A 16,220-nucleotide genomic window follows, 5' to 3' on the forward strand; every position below is an offset into this window, starting at 1 on the left:
TGCGCGGGGTCGTTGGCTCGACATGGCACAAAGGGGATACAATGGCGCAATCCGCATTGGCGCGCAGCGAACGGATAAACGGCTGGCTTTTTGTGATGCCGGCGCTCGTTCTGCTCGGCATTTTCATGGTCTATCCGATCCTGTGGTCCCTCTGGATGAGTTTCCAGGTCGGCCGCGGGATGAATTTCAGCTTTGGTGGCTTTGCCAACATCATGCGACTGACGCAGGACCCGGTTTTCCTGCGCGCGCTCAGCAATACGATGCTGTTCCTGGCCATGCAGGTGCCGATCATGCTGGTGCTGGCGTTGTTTTTCGCCAATGCGCTCAATGACAGCAAACTCTGGGGCCGGGGCTTTTTCCGCACTGCGATCTTCCTGCCCTGCGTGACCTCGCTGGTTGCCTATTCGGTCATCTTCAAATCGATCTTTGCGATTGACGGCATTGCCAACCAGACGCTGCTGGTGCTTCACCTCATCGAAAACCCGATCAACTGGCTGTCCGATCCGTTCTGGGCCCGCGTCGTTGTCATCACCGCCATCACCTGGCGCTGGACCGGCTACAACATGATCTTCTATCTCGCGGCCATGCAGAATATCGACCGCTCGATCTATGAAGCGGCCCGCATCGACGGCGTTCCCGCCTGGGCGCGCTTCTGGTTCATCACCGTGCCGCTGCTCAAGCCCGTGATCCTGTTCACCTCGGTCATCTCAACCATCGGCACGCTGCAATTGTTCGATGAGGTCAACCTGTTGACCCAGGGCGGCCCCTCGGATTCGACGCTGACCCTGTCGCTCTACATCTACAATCTCAGCTTCAAGTTCATGCCCAGCTTCGGCTACGCGGCAACCGTCAGCTATGTCATCGTCATCCTGGTGGGCATTCTCAGCCTGATCCAGTTTATCGTGGCCAAGGACCGCCGCGCATGAGCAATCCAATCGCCCTTATCGGCCGCGCCGGCACTTATCTGCTGCTGTCGCTCGCGGCCTTCCTGTCGATCTTCCCGTTTTTCTGGATGGTTGTCGGCGCCAGCAATACCTCGGCCGACATCATTCGCGGCAAGGGTACGCCCGGCGGCGCGCTGTGGGACAATATCGTCAAGTTCGTCAACTCGTTCGACATGGTGCGGGTGCTGTTCAACTCGTTCCTGCTGGCCGGCCTGGGAACCGTGCTGACCCTGCTGATCGCCTCGATGGCCGGCTATGGCTTCGAGATGTTCCGCTCGCGCTTCCGCGAAAAGGTCTTTGGCGGCCTGTTGCTGATGCTGTCCATCCCGTTCGCGGCCTTGATGATCCCGCTGTTCATTTTGATGGCGCAGTTCAAGATCATCAACACCTACCAGGCCGTGCTGCTGCCCAGCATCGCCTCGATCTTCATCATCTTCTACTTCCGGCAGGCGACCAAGGCGTTCCCGAGCGAGTTGCGCGACGCGGCCAAAATCGACGGGCTGAAGGAATGGCAGATCTTCCTCTATGTCTACATGCCGGTGATGCGCTCCACCTATGCGGCGGCGACCATCATTGTCTTCATGGCAAACTGGAACAGCTATCTGTGGCCGCTGATCGTGCTGCAGACCAATGAGATGAAAACGCTCACCCTGGCGGTAGCGACGCTGGCTGCCGGCTACACGCCCGATTTCGGCGTCATCATGGTCGGCGCGATCGCGGCCACCCTTCCCACCCTCGTCATCTTCTTCCTGCTCCAGCGCCGCTTCGTCGAAGGCATGCTGGGCGCGGTCAAATAAGGTTCAGTCATGAGCAGTTTGAAACTTACGGCCGTACGCAAGTCCTACGGCAATGTCGAAGTCATCAAGGGCGTTGATCTGGAGATCAAATCCAAGGAGTTCGTGGTTTTCGTCGGCCCCTCGGGCTGCGGAAAATCGACGCTGCTGCGGATGATTGCGGGCCTCGAGCACATTACCGGCGGTGATCTCGAAATCGGCGGCCAGCGCATGAACGATGTCGACCCGAGCAAGCGCGGCATCGCCATGGTGTTCCAGTCCTATGCGCTTTATCCGCATATGACGGTGCGCGACAATATGGGCTTCGCGCTCCGCTTTGCCGGGGTCGCCAAGGAGCAGATCGCCAAGCAGGTGCAGCAGGCCGCCCGCATCCTGGCGCTCGAACCCCTGCTCGATCGCTATCCCAAGGAACTCTCCGGCGGCCAGCGCCAGCGCGTCGCCATCGGCCGGGCCATTGTCCGCAATCCGCAGGTCTTCCTGTTCGACGAGCCGCTGAGCAATCTGGATGCCGAGCTGCGCGTGCATATGCGCATCGAGATCGCCCGGCTGCACAAGGAATTGCAGACCACGATCATCTATGTGACGCACGACCAGGTCGAGGCTATGACGCTGGCCGACACCATCGTGGTGCTGCGCGATGGCATTATCGAGCAGGTCGGCCATCCGCTCGATCTCTATGACGATCCGGCCAACCAGTTTGTTGCCGGGTTCATCGGCTCGCCGCAGATGAATTTCCTCGCCGCCACCATGGTCGAGAAAACCGCTGACAGCGTCACTGTCGAATTGACCAACCATGGCAAGACCCGCCTCACCCTGCCCGTTTCGGGTGGCGCGGTGGGCGACAAGGTTTCCCTCGGCGTGCGCGCCGAGCATTTCGGCGAAGCCGGGGCCGGCAGTTCCGATCTGACGCTACAGATCGACGTGGCCGAACATCTGGGGTCCACCAGCTATGTCTATGCCAATGCCGGCGGCGAGTTGGTGGTGATCGAACGCGAAGAATCCCGGCACGAGCTGGGCCACGACGCGATCACGGTCTCCATCGACGCCAACCGCGCCTACCTCTTCGACGCCGCGGGCCATCGCCTGCGCTAATCCATTTCACCCGGGAGCACGCCCCCGGGATCAGAAAGCCGTTTCAACAAGGACTATTATCATGTCGACCGATCAGAAAATCCGCTGGGGCATTATTGGGCCGGGCAGCATTGCCAAGGCCTTCCAGGGCGGTGTAGCCGGTTCCAAACACGGCGTTCTGGCCGCCATTGCGACCCGCGACCCCAATAAGCCGAACCTGGCCAAGGACTTCCCCGGCGCGAAAATCGTGCACGGCTATGATGCCCTGCTGGCCGACCCCGAAATCGACGCGGTCTATATCGCCGTGCCCCATACCGGCCACGCCGAATGGGCCATCAAGGCGGCCGAAGCAGGCAAGCATGTGCTGATCGAAAAGCCCTTGGCGCTGTCGGCCTTCGAGATCGATGCAGTGTTCCACGCCCATCGCAAGGCGGGCACCTTTGCGGGCGAAGCCTTCATGTATCGCCTGCATCCGCAGACGGCCAAGCTGGGCGAACTCATCCGCTCGGGCGTCATCGGCGATGTCCGCATGATCCAGTCGAGCTTCGGCTTCTCCATGGGCAAGTTCCAGCCCCAGCATCGCCTCTTCGCCTCGGACCTCGCTGGTGGCGGCATTCTCGACGTCGGCGGCTATCCCGTTTCCATGTCGCGCTTCATCGCGGGCGCGGCTCTGGGCAAGCCCTTTGCCGATCCGATCAAGGTTTCGGGCACGGCCAAGCTCAATGCCGAAGGCACCGATGATTGGGCGGCTGCCGTGCTCACCTTCGAGAACGGCATTGTCGCTCAGGTCTCCTGCGCGGTGATGGTCAACCTCGACAATGTACTGCGCATTCACGGCTCGGAAGGCCGCATCGAGGTGCCGGACTTCTGGTTTGCCGGTGGCGACCGCGACAAGGGCGTCGGCAAGATCGACATCGTCAAGAAGGACGGCAGCCGCGAGACGATCAGCGTCGGCGAAGAACGCCATGTCTATTCCTTCGAGGCCGATGCCGCTGCCGAAGCCATCTTCGCCAAGCGCCAGGAGCTGGCTGCGCCGGGCATGAGCTGGGCCGATAGCCTGGGCAATGCCCGCGTGCTCGACGCCTGGCGCAAGGATGCCGGGATCGAATATTCGGTCGAAAAGCCCGCCACGCGCGTCAACACGCTGGCCAATCGCCCGCTCGGCCCCAATGGCACTGTCATCCCCAAGCGTTCCATTCCGAACCTGCCCAAGCAGGCTTCGGCGGCAGCCCTCGGCTTTGAGGATTTCAAGAGCTTCGCCTCGGGCGCTATCCTGCTCGATGCCTTCTGGGAAAAGGGCGGTAATCTGTTCGACACCGCCTTCATCTATGGCGGTGGCTATACCGAAAAGCTGTTCGGGCAGTGGCACACCAGCCGCGGCACGCGCGAGCAATCGGTGCTGATCGGCAAGGGCGCGCATAGCCCGCTGGTTTATCCGGACGTGATCGCCAAGCAGTTGACCCAGTCGCTTGATCGCCTCCAGACCGACTATGTCGACATCTATTTCATGCACCGCGACAATACCGATGTGCCGGTGGGTGAATTCGTCGACGCCATGGATGCCGAGCTCAAGGCCGGCCGCATTCGCGGGCCGTTCGGTGGTTCCAACTGGACCAAGGAACGGTTCGATGAGGCTATCGCCTATGCCGAACGCACCGGCAAGACCAAGCCCAGCGCCTTGTCCAACAACTTCGCTTTGGCCGAAATGCTCGACCCGATCTGGGACGGCTGCGTCACCTCTTCGACACCGGATTGGAAGCAGTGGCTCAATGACCGCCAGGTCACCAATTTCTCCTGGTCGAGCCAGGCCCGTGGCTTCTTCACCGACCGCGCCGGTCGCGACAAGACCGACAATGAGGAACTGGTCCGCGTCTGGTATAACGAGCAGAACTTCGGCCGCCGCGACCGCGCCATCGAGCTGGGCAAGCAACTCGGCAAGAGCCCGATCCACATCGCGCTCGCCTATGTCCTGGCCCAGCCCTTCCCCAGCGTCCCGCTCATCGGCCCACGCACCCTGGGCGAGCTGGACGACAGCATGAATGCCTTCGACATCAAGCTCACGGCCGACCAGGTGAAGTGGCTCGAAAACGGCTAGGTTTTGACGGGAGGGGGTGGCCACTGGGCCAGCGCTACCCTCCTAACCTCCCCCTGATAGGGGGAGGGATATCTCCACTCTTGGGACAATATGGAGTCCCAACCTCAAAACGGTCCCTCCCCCTATCAGGGGGAGGCTAGGAGGGGGTACTCCGATGCCCGTATCTCCCAGAACGAAGTCACCCCGACCTCTTCCACCCACCGCGTCTCCCTCGGGCCTGACCCGAGGGCCTTTCTCAATCGGGCGCAAGCGGCGAGTGGCCCTCGGGTCAGGCCCGAGGGAGACGCGGTGGTTGATTGAGGTTCCATGTGTCTCGCACCACAGTCCTGCCACCGGGTCATTCCGGCCTGCGCCGGAACAACGCCGTGGCCGTACCGCGCCGCCGCCATCCCACCCAAGCCCTTCCCCGCGCAAAACTTTTCCGCACTGTTCACGCAGCGCGTCCAGTATCATGCGTGTGTCTTCTTGCGCGCGTTAATCCCCTGCCCTATCTTCATCGTTGCGAGACGATGGTTCTCGCATTCGTTCTCAGGGCGGGGTGTAATTCCCCACCGGCGGTAAAGGGGAAAAAACCTCAAGCCCGCGAGCGCCTTGCCACATGCAAGGGTCAGCAGATCCGGTGTAATTCCGGGGCCGACGGTCATAGTCCGGATGAAAGAGAACGGGACAAACGCTGCTTGCCGGCGTCTGTGCCTTTTTGGCCGGGCGCTTGCTGCTGCGCCGCCTCCCGTAACCCTGAGGAAACTGGTTACGGAAAGGACTTTAGATGAGCCAGATTTCCTCTACTTCCCAAAACGCCACCACCGGCGCCCTCTTCATGGTCACCGCGAGCCTTGCCTTTGCCGGCACCAACGCGCTTCAGTCCGTGCTGCCCTGGCAATTCGGCATGAGTTCCACCGGCATGGCCTTCTGGCAATATGTCATCGCCTCCGTGCTGGCCCTGCCGCTCATTCTGCGGATCGGCGTCGATAAGCTGCGCACGAGGCACCCCTTGGCGCACGAGGTCCGCGCTTTCGTTTCGGCGCTTGGCGTTCATGTCTTCGTCTATGGCTTTGCCGCCGGCGTGCCGATCTGGCAGATGGTGACCCTGCTGTCCACCGGCCCGCTGTTCATCATTCTGGGATCCACGCTGTTCCTGGGCGAGCGCGCTTCCGCCCCCCGCATCGTGGCAGCGATGGTCGGTTTCACCGGCGCCATCATTGTCTCGGGCGTCGGCAGCGAAGGGGTCACCTGGCACACCCTGATCCCCGTCGCCGCAGCCGCCCTTTGGGCCGTGACCGATGTGCTGACGAAATATCTCGCCCGCGAAGAGCCGCCGGAAACCCTCACGCTTTCCCTGCTCGTACTGGTGACACCCAATCACCTGTTCATTCTGCTGGTGGTGAATGCGCTGGCATGGCTATCGCCTGCCACTGTCCCTGCTGAATTGGCCACTGGCTTCCCCTTCCAGCTCCCCACGGGCGCAGGACTGTGGCTGCTCCTGCTGCTTGGCGCTCTGACGGCGCTGGCGCGATATTTTTCCAGCTTTGCCTATAAGAAAGCCGATGCGACTTTCCTGCAGCCGTTCGGCGATCTGCAAGTGCCATTGAGTGGCCTTATCGGCTGGATTTTCCTGGGCCAGGTACCATCCATGTGGTTCTGGCCGGGCGCCGCGCTGATCCTGGCCGCGTCCTCGTTCATTCTATGGAGCGAGACCGACAGGGGGCAGAGGCTGAGTTTGGCTTAGAGCCAATCGACATTCAGGTTTTTCGCAGCTGGAGAGCCCCGATCCGGTCTCTCCCCCTTGAGGGGAGGGTTAGGGTGGGGGTGCCGATGTCTCTACAAACTCCATGCCGGCGGGTAGCTCGACACCCCCACCCTCGTTCCCTCCCCTCAAGGGGGAGGGAGGCAGATCGTGGCTCGCTGAGTACGCGTTCGATTGCCTCTAAACCTCTACCCAGCGCTGCTCCTCGTGGCTCCGTGCCATGGCATGCACGGTCCGCTCGATGACCAGCCCCTTGGCAAAATCGATCACCCGGGCCGGCTGCCCGGCAATGGCATTGAGCAATTCGTGGCACTCGATGATCTTGAGGTCGTTGAAGCCCAACCCATGTCCCGGCGCTGGAATGAACCGGTCATAGGGCGCATGCTGCGGCGCGGTCAGGATGGTTCGATAGCCCCGCTCGGTGCCCGGCCCATCGGTGGTGTAGAGCTGCAATTCATTCATCCGCTCCTGATCATAGACAATCGAGCCCTTGGACCCGAATATCTGCAGCGCAATGCGCCCTTTGCGGCCCCAGGCTGAGCGGTTGAGCGCCATGACGCCACTGATCCCCTCGCCCATCTCGAACAGCACGCTGGCAATATCGAAGGTTTCGACGGCCCGCGCCGCCCCGTCCTTGGTGGGGCGCGTCGGATATGGCTTGGCCAGATGCGCAAAGACCCGCGTCACCGAGCCGAACAGAATGTGCAGCAGGCTCAGCGGATGCACGCCAAAATCGTCCAGCGCGCCATAACCTGAACTGGCCTCGCTTTTCCAATAGAACAGCGCCTCCGGGTCGGCCATGAAGTCCTCGTCCATTTCCAGCCGGACGTGGTTCACCTGGCCGATGGCGCCCTGCTCCAGCAGCGCCCCGATATGGCGCACCAGCGGGTTCTGAATGTAATTGTAACCCAGCACCGCAACCTTGCCCGAGGCATTGGCCACAGCTGCCATGCGTTCGGCATCGGCCAGCGCCACCGCCATCGGCTTTTCACACCACACATGCTTGCCGGCTTGCAGCGCCGCGATCGCCATTTCGGCGTGGAAGGCATTGGGCGTGGTGACTGAAACGACATCCACTTCCGGATCCGCAATCAAGTCGCGCCAATCGCCCGTCGCCTTGGCAAAGCCGAACTCGTCGGCCTTGGTCTGCGCAATGTCGGCATTCACCTCGGCCAGATGCACGAGGCGCGGCTGTGGCCCGCTGCCGAAGACCGGTTTGACGCTGTTCCAGGCCAGCGCGTGGCATTTGCCCATATAGCCGGTGCCGATCAACCCGACGCCAATTGATGCTTTCATTCCGTCCTCCACTCCTATCGAAATGGATATGCCATTTGTTCTATTTTCGGAATAGGCTTTCTAATAGCACTTGATTGGCGGCACGGATTGGGGATTATGGGGGCAAAAAGGGGGACGGAATGGTCGAGAAGATGCAGCCGCCGGGGGATTTTGATGCGCTGCGGGCGGCCATTTTGGAACGCAAGGGCGAGTTGCCGAAGCGTCTGACGCAGGTGGCCGCCTATGCGCTGGACCATCCCGACGAGATCGCCTTCGGCACCGCGGCCAGCATTGCGGAATCAGCCGAGGTGCAGCCGTCGACGCTGGTGCGCTTTGCCCAGCACTTTGGCTTTGAGGGTTTTTCCGGCCTGCAATTGCTGTTCCGCGCCCGATTGCGCGAGCGCACATCGTCCTATGAGGACCGGCTGCGCACGCTGGAGCAGAATGGCGCCGCCTTGGCCGAGAGCACCACGATTTTCAATGGCTTCGCCGCCGCCGCGCACCGCTCGATCGATGCGCTGACGGCCGCTGTGGACCCCGACGGCTTCGAGCGCACCGTGACTTTGCTGGCCAATGCCGAAACGATTTACCTGATCGCCAAGCGGCGCTCCTACCCGATCAGCAGCTATATGGCCTATGCCTTTGGCAAGCTGAAGGTGAGGTATCAATTGGTCGGCACGGCGGCCGGCATTGACGACGATATGCTAGCCATGGCGACGCCGCGCGATGCCGCCTTTGCCATCAGTTTCTCGCCCTATGCCTCCGAAAGCGCGACCCAGGCGCGGGCCATGGCGGCGCGGGGCATTCCCGTCGTGTCGCTGACCGATTCGGCGTTTTCGCCGCTGGCCGAGTGCTCGCGCGAATGGTTTGAGGTAGTGGAGGCCGACCATGCCGGGTTCCGCTCGCTGTCGGCCAGCATGGCCTTTGCCATGGCCCTCACCGTTTCCATCGCCGAGAAGCGCCGCCGGCGCTGATGTCACAGCTTTGCCGTGGTAATGGTGCATTCTAACGTTTGGAATGAACATTCCATGTTGACGAATTGCCGGAACCCATGTTTCATAATCGCAAGCGCCGGACAGGCGCAGGAATAGCTTAGAGACCGGCGCAAGCCGAGGGGAGGACCGATTGACGAATGCGCAGCCAGGCCACGGGCGCCAGACGCTCGACGTCATCACCATCGGCCGTGCCTCGGTTGATCTCTACGGCCAGCAAATCGGCACTAAACTCGAAGATATCGGCAGCTTTGCCAAATCCGTTGGCGGGTGCCCCGCCAATATCTCCATCGGCACGGCGCGGCTGGGGCTCAAATCGGCCCTGATCACCCGCGTCGGCAATGAGCAGATGGGCCGCTTCATCCGCGAGCAATTGGTGCGCGAAGGCGTCGACACCGCCGGCATCGCCACGGACAAAGAGCGCCTGACCGCGCTCGTGCTGCTGTCGGTCGAGGCCGAAGGCGTCTCCCCGATGATTTTCTACCGCACCGATTGCGCTGACATGGCGCTGTCGGAAGAGGATATTTCGGAAGCCCATATCGCCTCTTCCCGCTCCATCGTGGTCACCGGCACCCATTTCTCGCGCCCCAATAGCGAAGCGGCGCAGAAAAAGGCGATCCGCTTTGCCAAAGCGCATGGCGGCAAGGTGGTGTTCGATATCGATTATCGCCCCAATCTATGGGGTCTTGCCGGGCATGAGGCCGGGTTCGAGCGCTATGTCGCCTCCGATCACGTGTCGCAGAAATACCAGTCCGTGCTGCCTGATTGCGATCTCGTCGTCGGCACCGAAGAAGAAGTGCTGATCGCCTCGGGCGAGGCCGATCTGCCGGCGGCGCTGAAGACCATTCGCTCGCTGACCGCGGCAACCATCGTGCTCAAGCGCGGCGCCATGGGCTGCATCGTCTATGACGGCGCCATTCCCAATGATCTGGAAGACGGCATTGTCGGCGCGGGCTTCCCCATTGAGGTCTATAATGTGCTGGGGGCCGGCGACGCCTTCATGTCGGGCTTCCTGCGCGGCTGGCTTAGGGGTGAAGACCTCCAAACCTCGGCCACCTGGGCCAATGCCTGCGGCGCTTTTGCCGTGTCGCGCCTGATGTGTTCGCCGGAATATCCGAGCTGGGCCGAGCTTGAGAGCTTCCTAACCAAGGGCAGCACCAAACGCGCCCTGCGCAACGACGACAACCTCAACCACATTCATTGGGCCACCAATCGCCGCCGCGAGTGGCCCAAGCTGATGGCGCTGGCTATCGATCATCGCAGCCAGCTCGAGGACATGCCGGGCGCCAAGGAAGACTCCATTGCCGCTTTCAAGGTGCTGGCCGTGGAAGCCGCCGCGCGCGTCGCCAATGGCCGGCCGGGGTTCGGCATGCTGCTCGATGACAAGCATGGCCGCAAGGCGCTGTTCGCCGCCGAGGCCAAGGGCTTTTGGCTGGCCCGCCCGGTCGAACTGCCCGGCTCGCGCCCGCTGCGCTTTGAATTTTCGCAGGATCTTGGTTCGCGCCTGCTCGATTGGCCGGTCGAGCATTGTCTCAAGGTGCTGTGTTTCTTCCATCCCGACGATCCCGCCGCGCTCAAGGCTGAGCAGATCGACAAGCTGCAGGCCGCCCATGATGCTGCCCGCAAAATCGGCCGCGATATCCTGATCGAAATCATCGCCAGCAAGCATGGCGCGCTCAAAGCCGACACCACTGCCCGCGCGCTGACCGAACTCTACGATGCGGGGCTCAAGCCCGATTGGTGGAAGCTCGAGCCCCAGGCCGACCGGGCCGCCTGGGCCGCGGTGGATGCAGTGATCGAAGCGCGCGATCCATTCTGCCGGGGCGTGGTGCTGCTGGGGCTCGAAGCCCCCCAGGACGCATTGGAGGCCGGCTTTGCGGCGGCGCATGCCTCGCGCACGGTCAAGGGTTTTGCCGTGGGCCGCACGATTTTCGCCGAAGCGGCCCGGAAATGGCTGCTGGGGGAAATCACCGACGAAGAGGCCGTGGCCGATATGGCGCGCCGCTTCAGCGCACTGGTCGAGATTTGGGAGCGGCTGGGGGAGACGAAGGCGGCTTAGCCTTCGCGCCGGACCGACCCGCAATATACACTGACCGGGCGAACCCGGCTGATCTTTGAGGAACAGGCCCATGAGCCAGAACACGATCCGACTAACCATGGCGCAGGCTGTTGCGCGGTTTCTGACGATGCAGAAGACCGTGATCGATGGCGAGACGGTGCCGATTTTTGGCGGGGTGTTCGCCATTTTCGGACATGGCAATGTGGCCGGCGTGGGTGAGGCGCTGCATTCCATCAAGGATACGCTGCCGACCTATCGGGCGCAGAACGAGCAGGGCATGGCCAATGCGGCGATTGCCTTTGCCAAGGCCAGTTTCCGCCAGCGCTTCATGGCATGTACCTCTTCGATCGGGCCGGGCGCGCTGAACATGGTGACAGCGGCCGCCCTGGCGCATGTGAACCGCCTGCCGGTGCTGCTGCTGCCGGGCGACGTGTTTGCCAATCGCCTGCCCGACCCGGTGTTGCAGCAGGTGGAAGATTGGGGCGATGGTTCGGTTTCGGCCAATGATTGCTTCAAGCCGGTGAGCCGCTATTTCGACCGCATCACGCGGCCCGAACAGATCATTCCCGCCCTGCGTCGCGCCATGCAGGTGCTGACCGATCCGGCCGAATGCGGCCCGGTGACTCTTTCGCTGTGCCAGGATGTGCAGGCGGAAGCCTATGATTATCCCGAGAGCTTTTTTGCCGAGAAAATCTGGGTACCCCGCCGGGTGATGCCCGATGCCGAGGAATTCGCGGCCGCCGCCGCGGCTTTGCGCATGGCCAAGAAGCCGGTGATCATCGCGGGGGGCGGCGTACTTTATTCGCAGGCAACCGACAGCCTGCGCACTTTTGCCGAGGCCCATGGCATTCCCGTGATGGAAACGCAGGCGGGCAAAAGCGCCCTGCCCCATGACCATCGCCTCAATATGGGTTCGGTTGGCGTTACCGGTTCATCGGCATCCAACGCGCTGGCTCAAGACGCCGATGTGGTGCTGGCCGTGGGCACGCGGCTGCAGGATTTCACCACCGGCTCCTGGGCGCTGTTCCAGAACCCGGACCTCAAGATTATTGGCCTCAATGTGCAGCCCTTCGACGCCCATAAGCACAATGGCATGCCGCTAGTGGCCGATGCGCGGGCGGGGCTCGATGCGCTCCATGCCGCACTGCCAGGCTGGGTCGTCGAGGATGCGTGGAGCGAAAAGGCCGAGGCGGGCAAGGAGGAATGGCTGATCGCCGCCGACAAGGCGACTGCGAGCACTAATGCCGAGCTGCCCTCCGATGCCCAGGTGATCGGGGCCGTGCAGCGCGCCCGCGAGAACGCCACGCTGGTCTGCGCCGCCGGTGGCCTGCCGGGCGAATTGCACAAGCTGTGGAAGGCCGGCAAGCCGGGCAGTTATCACCTGGAATACGGCTTCTCTACCATGGGCTACGAGATTGCCGGCGGGCTGGGCGTCAAGCTGGCGCGACCGCAGGACGACGTGGTCGTCATGGTCGGCGACGGTAGCTACATGATGCTCAATTCCGAGATCGCCTCTTCGATCATGCTGGGCGCCAAGCTGACCATCGTGCTGCTCGACAATGAAGGCTATGGCTGCATCAACCGGCTGCAAATGGCCACGGGCGGCGCCAACTTCAACAATCTGTTGAAGGACACCCACCATGTCACTCTGCCCGGAATCGATTTTGCCGCCCACGCCGCCGCGATGGGCGCCGTATCGCGCAAGGTCGGCTCGATTGCCGAGCTGGAAACGGCGCTGCACGAAACCGAAAGCGTGGACCGAACCACAGTGATCGTGATCGATACCGATGCGCTGATCACCACCGATGAGGGTGGCTCCTGGTGGGACGTGGCGGTGCCGGAAGTATCCGACCGGCCGCAGGTAAATGCGGCTCGCGAAGGCTATGTGAAGGCGCTTAAGGCGCAGCGGGCAGGGTAAAACCTGGATCGGTACCCCCTCCTAGCCTCCCCCTGATAGGGGGAGGAACCGCGTGGTGGGTGTTGTGAGATTTACGAAAGCCCCGATCTGTCCCTCCCCCTATCAGGGGGAGGCTAGGAGGGGGTACTAGGCGCGAACGCGCAGGAGAGACGAATTGAAAGCCAAACTCGGCATGTCGCCCATCGCGTGGTGGAACGACGATCTGGTGGAACTCAGCGATGATGTGTCGCTGGAAGAATGCCTGCGCCAGTCGCGATCGGCCGGATTTACCGGCATGGAAAAGGGCCGCCGCTTTCCCGATGATCCCGATGTGATGCTGCCGATTTTGCGTGCGGCCGACGTCACCCTCTGCGGCGGCTGGTTTTCCGGCACGCTGGTCGATGAGGAATTGGGGGCCAATAAGGACCGCATCGCCCCGATGATCGAGCTGTTCAAGGCGGTCAATGCGCCCTGCATCGTTTATGGCGAGGTTGGCCGCTCCATCCAGGGCGACCGCTCCAAGCCACTGGCCACCAAGCCCAAGCTTTCCGACGACGAAATGGTCGCCTATGCCAAAAAGGTCACCGCATTTGGCGAATGGTGTGCCGATCAGGGCATGCCGCTGAGCTATCATCACCACATGGCGGCCGTGGTCGAGACCGAGCCGGAGCTGGATGCCTTCATGAAGGCGTCGGGCGCGGGCATTCCGCTGCTGCTCGATGCGGGCCACCTGGCCTTTGCCGGTGGCAATGTGTTGCGCGCCATCGACAATCACCATGCCCGCATCAACCATGTGCATGTGAAGGATATTCGCCGCTCGGTGGTGGACGGGCTGGATCGCACCAAGCAGAGCTTTCTCGATGCGGTGGCACTGGGCGCGTTCACCGTGCCGGGCGATGGCTCGCTCGATTTCGGCGCCATCGTGCAGAAATTTGCCGATTATGGCTATGAGGGCTGGTTTGTCGTCGAGGCCGAGCAGGACCCCAAGGCCAATCCGCCGCTGCGTATGGCGCAGGTGGGCCACAAGGAGCTGATGCGGGTGATGACTGCTGCTGGCTACACCGTGGAGACCGAGGGCTTTCCCAAGGGGTGAGCTTTCGGCCCGCGATATGCTAAAGGCTGGTCAGGTTCTCAAGAAGAAGGCGGATCGGTTTTGAAAGCAGACGACCTTAAATGGTTCAAGCCCCTGTGGCGGCGCGTTGCCATCACCGGGTTTCTGGCGGTGTGGTGCGCCTATGAATGGCTCTGGAGCAAGGAGCCGTTCTGGGGCGTGCTGGTGGGCGCGGCTTTGGCCTATTCGCTCTACAATTTCTTTTATGCCTTCCCCAAGGAGGACCCTACCGATGAGCAACTCCCACCTCCGCCTCCGCCCGAAAGCCAAGACGGGCCTGGTTCATGACGTAACTCCGGCATCGGCCGGCTGGACCTATGTCGGCTTTGCCCTGCACAAGCTGGCGGCCGGCCAAGTGACCGGCGGCGAAGCGGGGGATCGCGAGCTTTGCCTGGTGCTGGTCAGCGGCAAGGCGCGCATTTCGGTCGATGGCGTGGATTTCGGCGAAATCGGCGAGCGCATGAGCCCGTTCGAGGGCGCGCCCTGGGCGGTCTATGTGCCCAAAAGCAGCGAATGGGCGGTCGATGCGACAACAGCGCTCGAGCTGGCAGTCTGCGCAGCGCCGGGCGGCGGGGATTACAAGGCCAAGGTAATTCCGCCGGGCACCCATCCACGCCTCACGCGCGGCAAGGGCGCCAATATCAGGCATGTCCACAATATCATGCCCGAGGACGATAATTCGGCCCATTCCCTGCTGGTGGTGGAAGTGATCACCCCCCAGGGCAACACCTCCTCCTACCCGCCGCACAAGCATGATCAGGATAACCTGCCCCACGAGAGCCAGTTGGAAGAGACCTATTTCCATCGCCTCAATCCACCGCAAGGCTTCGCCTTCCAGCGCGTCTACACCGATGACCGCAGCCTCGATGAGGCGCTGGCGATCGAAGACGGCGACGTGACGCTGGTGCCCAGGGGCTATCACCCGGTGGCGACCACGGCGGGGTATGATCTCTATTATCTCAATGTGATGGCTGGGCCCAAGCGGGTGTGGAAATTCCACAACGCGCCCGAGCATGAGTGGTTGTTGAAGTAGGCACAATGCCGTCCTCCCCACCGCATCTCCCTCGGGCCTGACCCGAGGGCCATTCGCCGCTCACGCCGTGCTGAGAGTGGCCCTCGGGTCAAGCCCGAGGGAGATCGTGGGTGAGGAGCGCGTGGTGATCCACGCGTTCCTGAGTGCTTACCGCCCCTGGAACACGCTCTTATCCGCCAACACCCCAAGCACTTCACTCACCTTCACGGCCCGGCCTTCCCTGACCGACTTCAGCGCCGCATCCGCCAGCGCTAGTGCAATCAAACCATCCAACCCACTCGGCGAAGCCGGAGATTTTGATTCAACCGCATCCACGAAGGTGCTGATTTCTCGCGCATACGCGTCGGTATAGCGGGTCATGAAGAAGTCGTGCAGCGGCGGGCGGGTGTAGCCGGTGGCATTGGCGACTTCGATGGAGACCGGGCGCTGGTTTTCGGCCGAGACGGCGCCCTTGGAGCCATGCACTTCGATGCGCTGGTCATAGCCATAGGTAGCGCGGCGCGAATTGGAGATGGTGGCGTGCTTGCCCGAGGCGGTCGAGAGCATCACCGAGACACTGTCATAATCGCCGGCCGCGCCGATGGCTGGATCGACCAGCACGGAGGCCTGGGCGGTGACACTGTCGATCTCCTCGCCCAGCAGGAACCGGGCCATGTCAAAATCGTGGATCGTCATGTCGCGGAAAATGCCACCCGAGCGCTTGATGTAATCGACCGGCGGCGCGCCGGGGTCGCGCGAGACGATGGTGACCATTTCCACAGTGCCGATTTCGCCCCTGGCGATCACGTCATGCACGGCCATGAAATGGGGGTCAAAGCGGCGATTGAAGCCGACCATCAGCGTGGCGCCTTCGGCATCGACCACCTTGAGGCAGGCCTTGACGCGCTCGACATCGAGGTCGATCGGCTTCTCGCAGAAGATGGCCTTGCCGGCCCGGGAGAACTGCTCGATCAGATCGGCATGGGTGTCGGTGGGCGTGCAGATAACCACGGCGTCAATGTCGGTTGCCGACAGGATTTGCTCGATGCTGCGGACGTCGCAGCCATATTGGCCGGCGATGTCAGTGGCGGCCTTCTCAAAGGCGTCGGCCACGGCCACCAGTTGGGCGGTTGGATTGGACGAGATGGCCTTGGCATGCACCTTGCCGATGCGGCCGGCGCCAAGCAGGCCGAAACGAACAGTCATTTGATAGTCTCCGGGTAGTG

13 protein-coding genes and 1 riboswitch are annotated in these 16,220 nt (G+C 62.2%); of the genes, 11 read left to right on the forward strand and 2 right to left on the reverse strand.

From position 1 onward, the window contains the following. The first annotated feature begins 41 nt into the window (after positions 1-41). The 5 genes from N8A98_RS21530 (at position 42) to N8A98_RS21550 (ending at position 6,630) form a co-directional block, all read left to right on the forward strand. Positions 42-926, forward strand: coding sequence for a carbohydrate ABC transporter permease (locus N8A98_RS21530; protein ID WP_262168373.1), 885 nt, complete (start codon positions 42-44; stop codon positions 924-926). Then, complete coding sequence (locus N8A98_RS21535; protein ID WP_262168375.1) at positions 923-1,741, forward strand: carbohydrate ABC transporter permease; 819 nt, start codon at positions 923-925, stop codon at positions 1,739-1,741. The genes N8A98_RS21530 and N8A98_RS21535 overlap by 4 nt, the downstream gene beginning before the upstream one ends. A gap of 9 nt (positions 1,742-1,750) precedes the next feature. After that, the gene (locus N8A98_RS21540) at positions 1,751-2,830 is read left to right on the forward strand and encodes an ABC transporter ATP-binding protein (RefSeq protein WP_262168376.1); all 1,080 of its coding nucleotides are present in this window, start codon (positions 1,751-1,753) and stop codon (positions 2,828-2,830) included. A gap of 61 nt (positions 2,831-2,891) precedes the next feature. After that, positions 2,892-4,904: an aldo/keto reductase gene (locus N8A98_RS21545; protein WP_262168378.1), complete on the forward strand. Its 2,013-nt coding sequence runs from the start codon at positions 2,892-2,894 to the stop codon at positions 4,902-4,904. A 520-nt stretch (positions 4,905-5,424) separates the two neighbouring features. After that, a riboswitch (FMN riboswitch) is annotated at positions 5,425-5,571 on the forward strand. A gap of 99 nt (positions 5,572-5,670) precedes the next feature. Continuing rightward, positions 5,671-6,630 (forward strand): DMT family transporter, encoded by a 960-nt coding sequence (locus N8A98_RS21550; protein WP_262168380.1) that lies wholly within the window; start codon positions 5,671-5,673, stop codon positions 6,628-6,630. A 198-nt stretch (positions 6,631-6,828) separates the two neighbouring features. Here the strand turns inward: N8A98_RS21550 and N8A98_RS21555 are convergent, their stop codons facing one another. Beyond that, the gene (locus N8A98_RS21555; RefSeq protein WP_262168381.1) at positions 6,829-7,944 is read right to left on the reverse strand and encodes a Gfo/Idh/MocA family protein; all 1,116 of its coding nucleotides are present in this window, start codon (positions 7,942-7,944) and stop codon (positions 6,829-6,831) included. Between the two features lie 119 nt (positions 7,945-8,063). Between N8A98_RS21555 and N8A98_RS21560 the strand changes: the two genes are divergently transcribed. The 6 genes from N8A98_RS21560 to iolB all read left to right on the forward strand — a co-directional run bounded on the left by N8A98_RS21560 (position 8,064) and on the right by iolB (position 15,015). After that, complete coding sequence (locus tag N8A98_RS21560; RefSeq protein WP_262168383.1) at positions 8,064-8,897, forward strand: MurR/RpiR family transcriptional regulator; 834 nt, start codon at positions 8,064-8,066, stop codon at positions 8,895-8,897. 151 nt (positions 8,898-9,048) lie between these two features. Continuing rightward, positions 9,049-10,974 carry a bifunctional 5-dehydro-2-deoxygluconokinase/5-dehydro-2-deoxyphosphogluconate aldolase gene (locus N8A98_RS21565; RefSeq protein ID WP_262168385.1) on the forward strand — a complete coding sequence of 642 codons (1,926 nt, stop codon included), beginning with the start codon at positions 9,049-9,051 and terminating at the stop codon, positions 10,972-10,974. A gap of 70 nt (positions 10,975-11,044) precedes the next feature. Beyond that, a complete protein-coding gene (gene iolD / locus N8A98_RS21570) occupies positions 11,045-12,892 on the forward strand; it encodes a 3D-(3,5/4)-trihydroxycyclohexane-1,2-dione acylhydrolase (decyclizing) (RefSeq protein WP_262168386.1) in 1,848 nt (615 codons plus the stop codon). Positions 12,893-13,046: 154 nt separating this feature from the next. Further along, positions 13,047-13,964, forward strand: a complete 918-nt coding sequence (iolE, locus tag N8A98_RS21575) for a myo-inosose-2 dehydratase (RefSeq protein ID WP_262168388.1) — start codon at positions 13,047-13,049, stop codon at positions 13,962-13,964. Positions 13,965-14,024: 60 nt separating this feature from the next. Continuing rightward, the gene (locus N8A98_RS21580) at positions 14,025-14,270 is read left to right on the forward strand and encodes a hypothetical protein (protein ID WP_262168389.1); all 246 of its coding nucleotides are present in this window, start codon (positions 14,025-14,027) and stop codon (positions 14,268-14,270) included. Then, positions 14,215-15,015, forward strand: a complete 801-nt coding sequence (gene iolB, locus N8A98_RS21585) for a 5-deoxy-glucuronate isomerase (protein WP_262168391.1) — start codon at positions 14,215-14,217, stop codon at positions 15,013-15,015. Before N8A98_RS21580 ends, iolB begins: the two co-directional genes overlap by 56 nt. A 147-nt stretch (positions 15,016-15,162) precedes the next feature. Here iolB and iolG read toward each other — a convergent pair whose 3' ends face one another. Then, on the reverse strand, positions 15,163-16,200 hold the full coding sequence (gene iolG / locus N8A98_RS21590) for an inositol 2-dehydrogenase (RefSeq protein ID WP_262168393.1): 1,038 nt from the start codon (positions 16,198-16,200) through the stop codon (positions 15,163-15,165). Positions 16,201-16,220: the final 20 nt, after the last annotated feature.

Source organism: Devosia neptuniae (genome assembly GCF_025452235.1).
Lineage (GTDB): Bacteria > Pseudomonadota > Alphaproteobacteria > Rhizobiales > Devosiaceae > Devosia.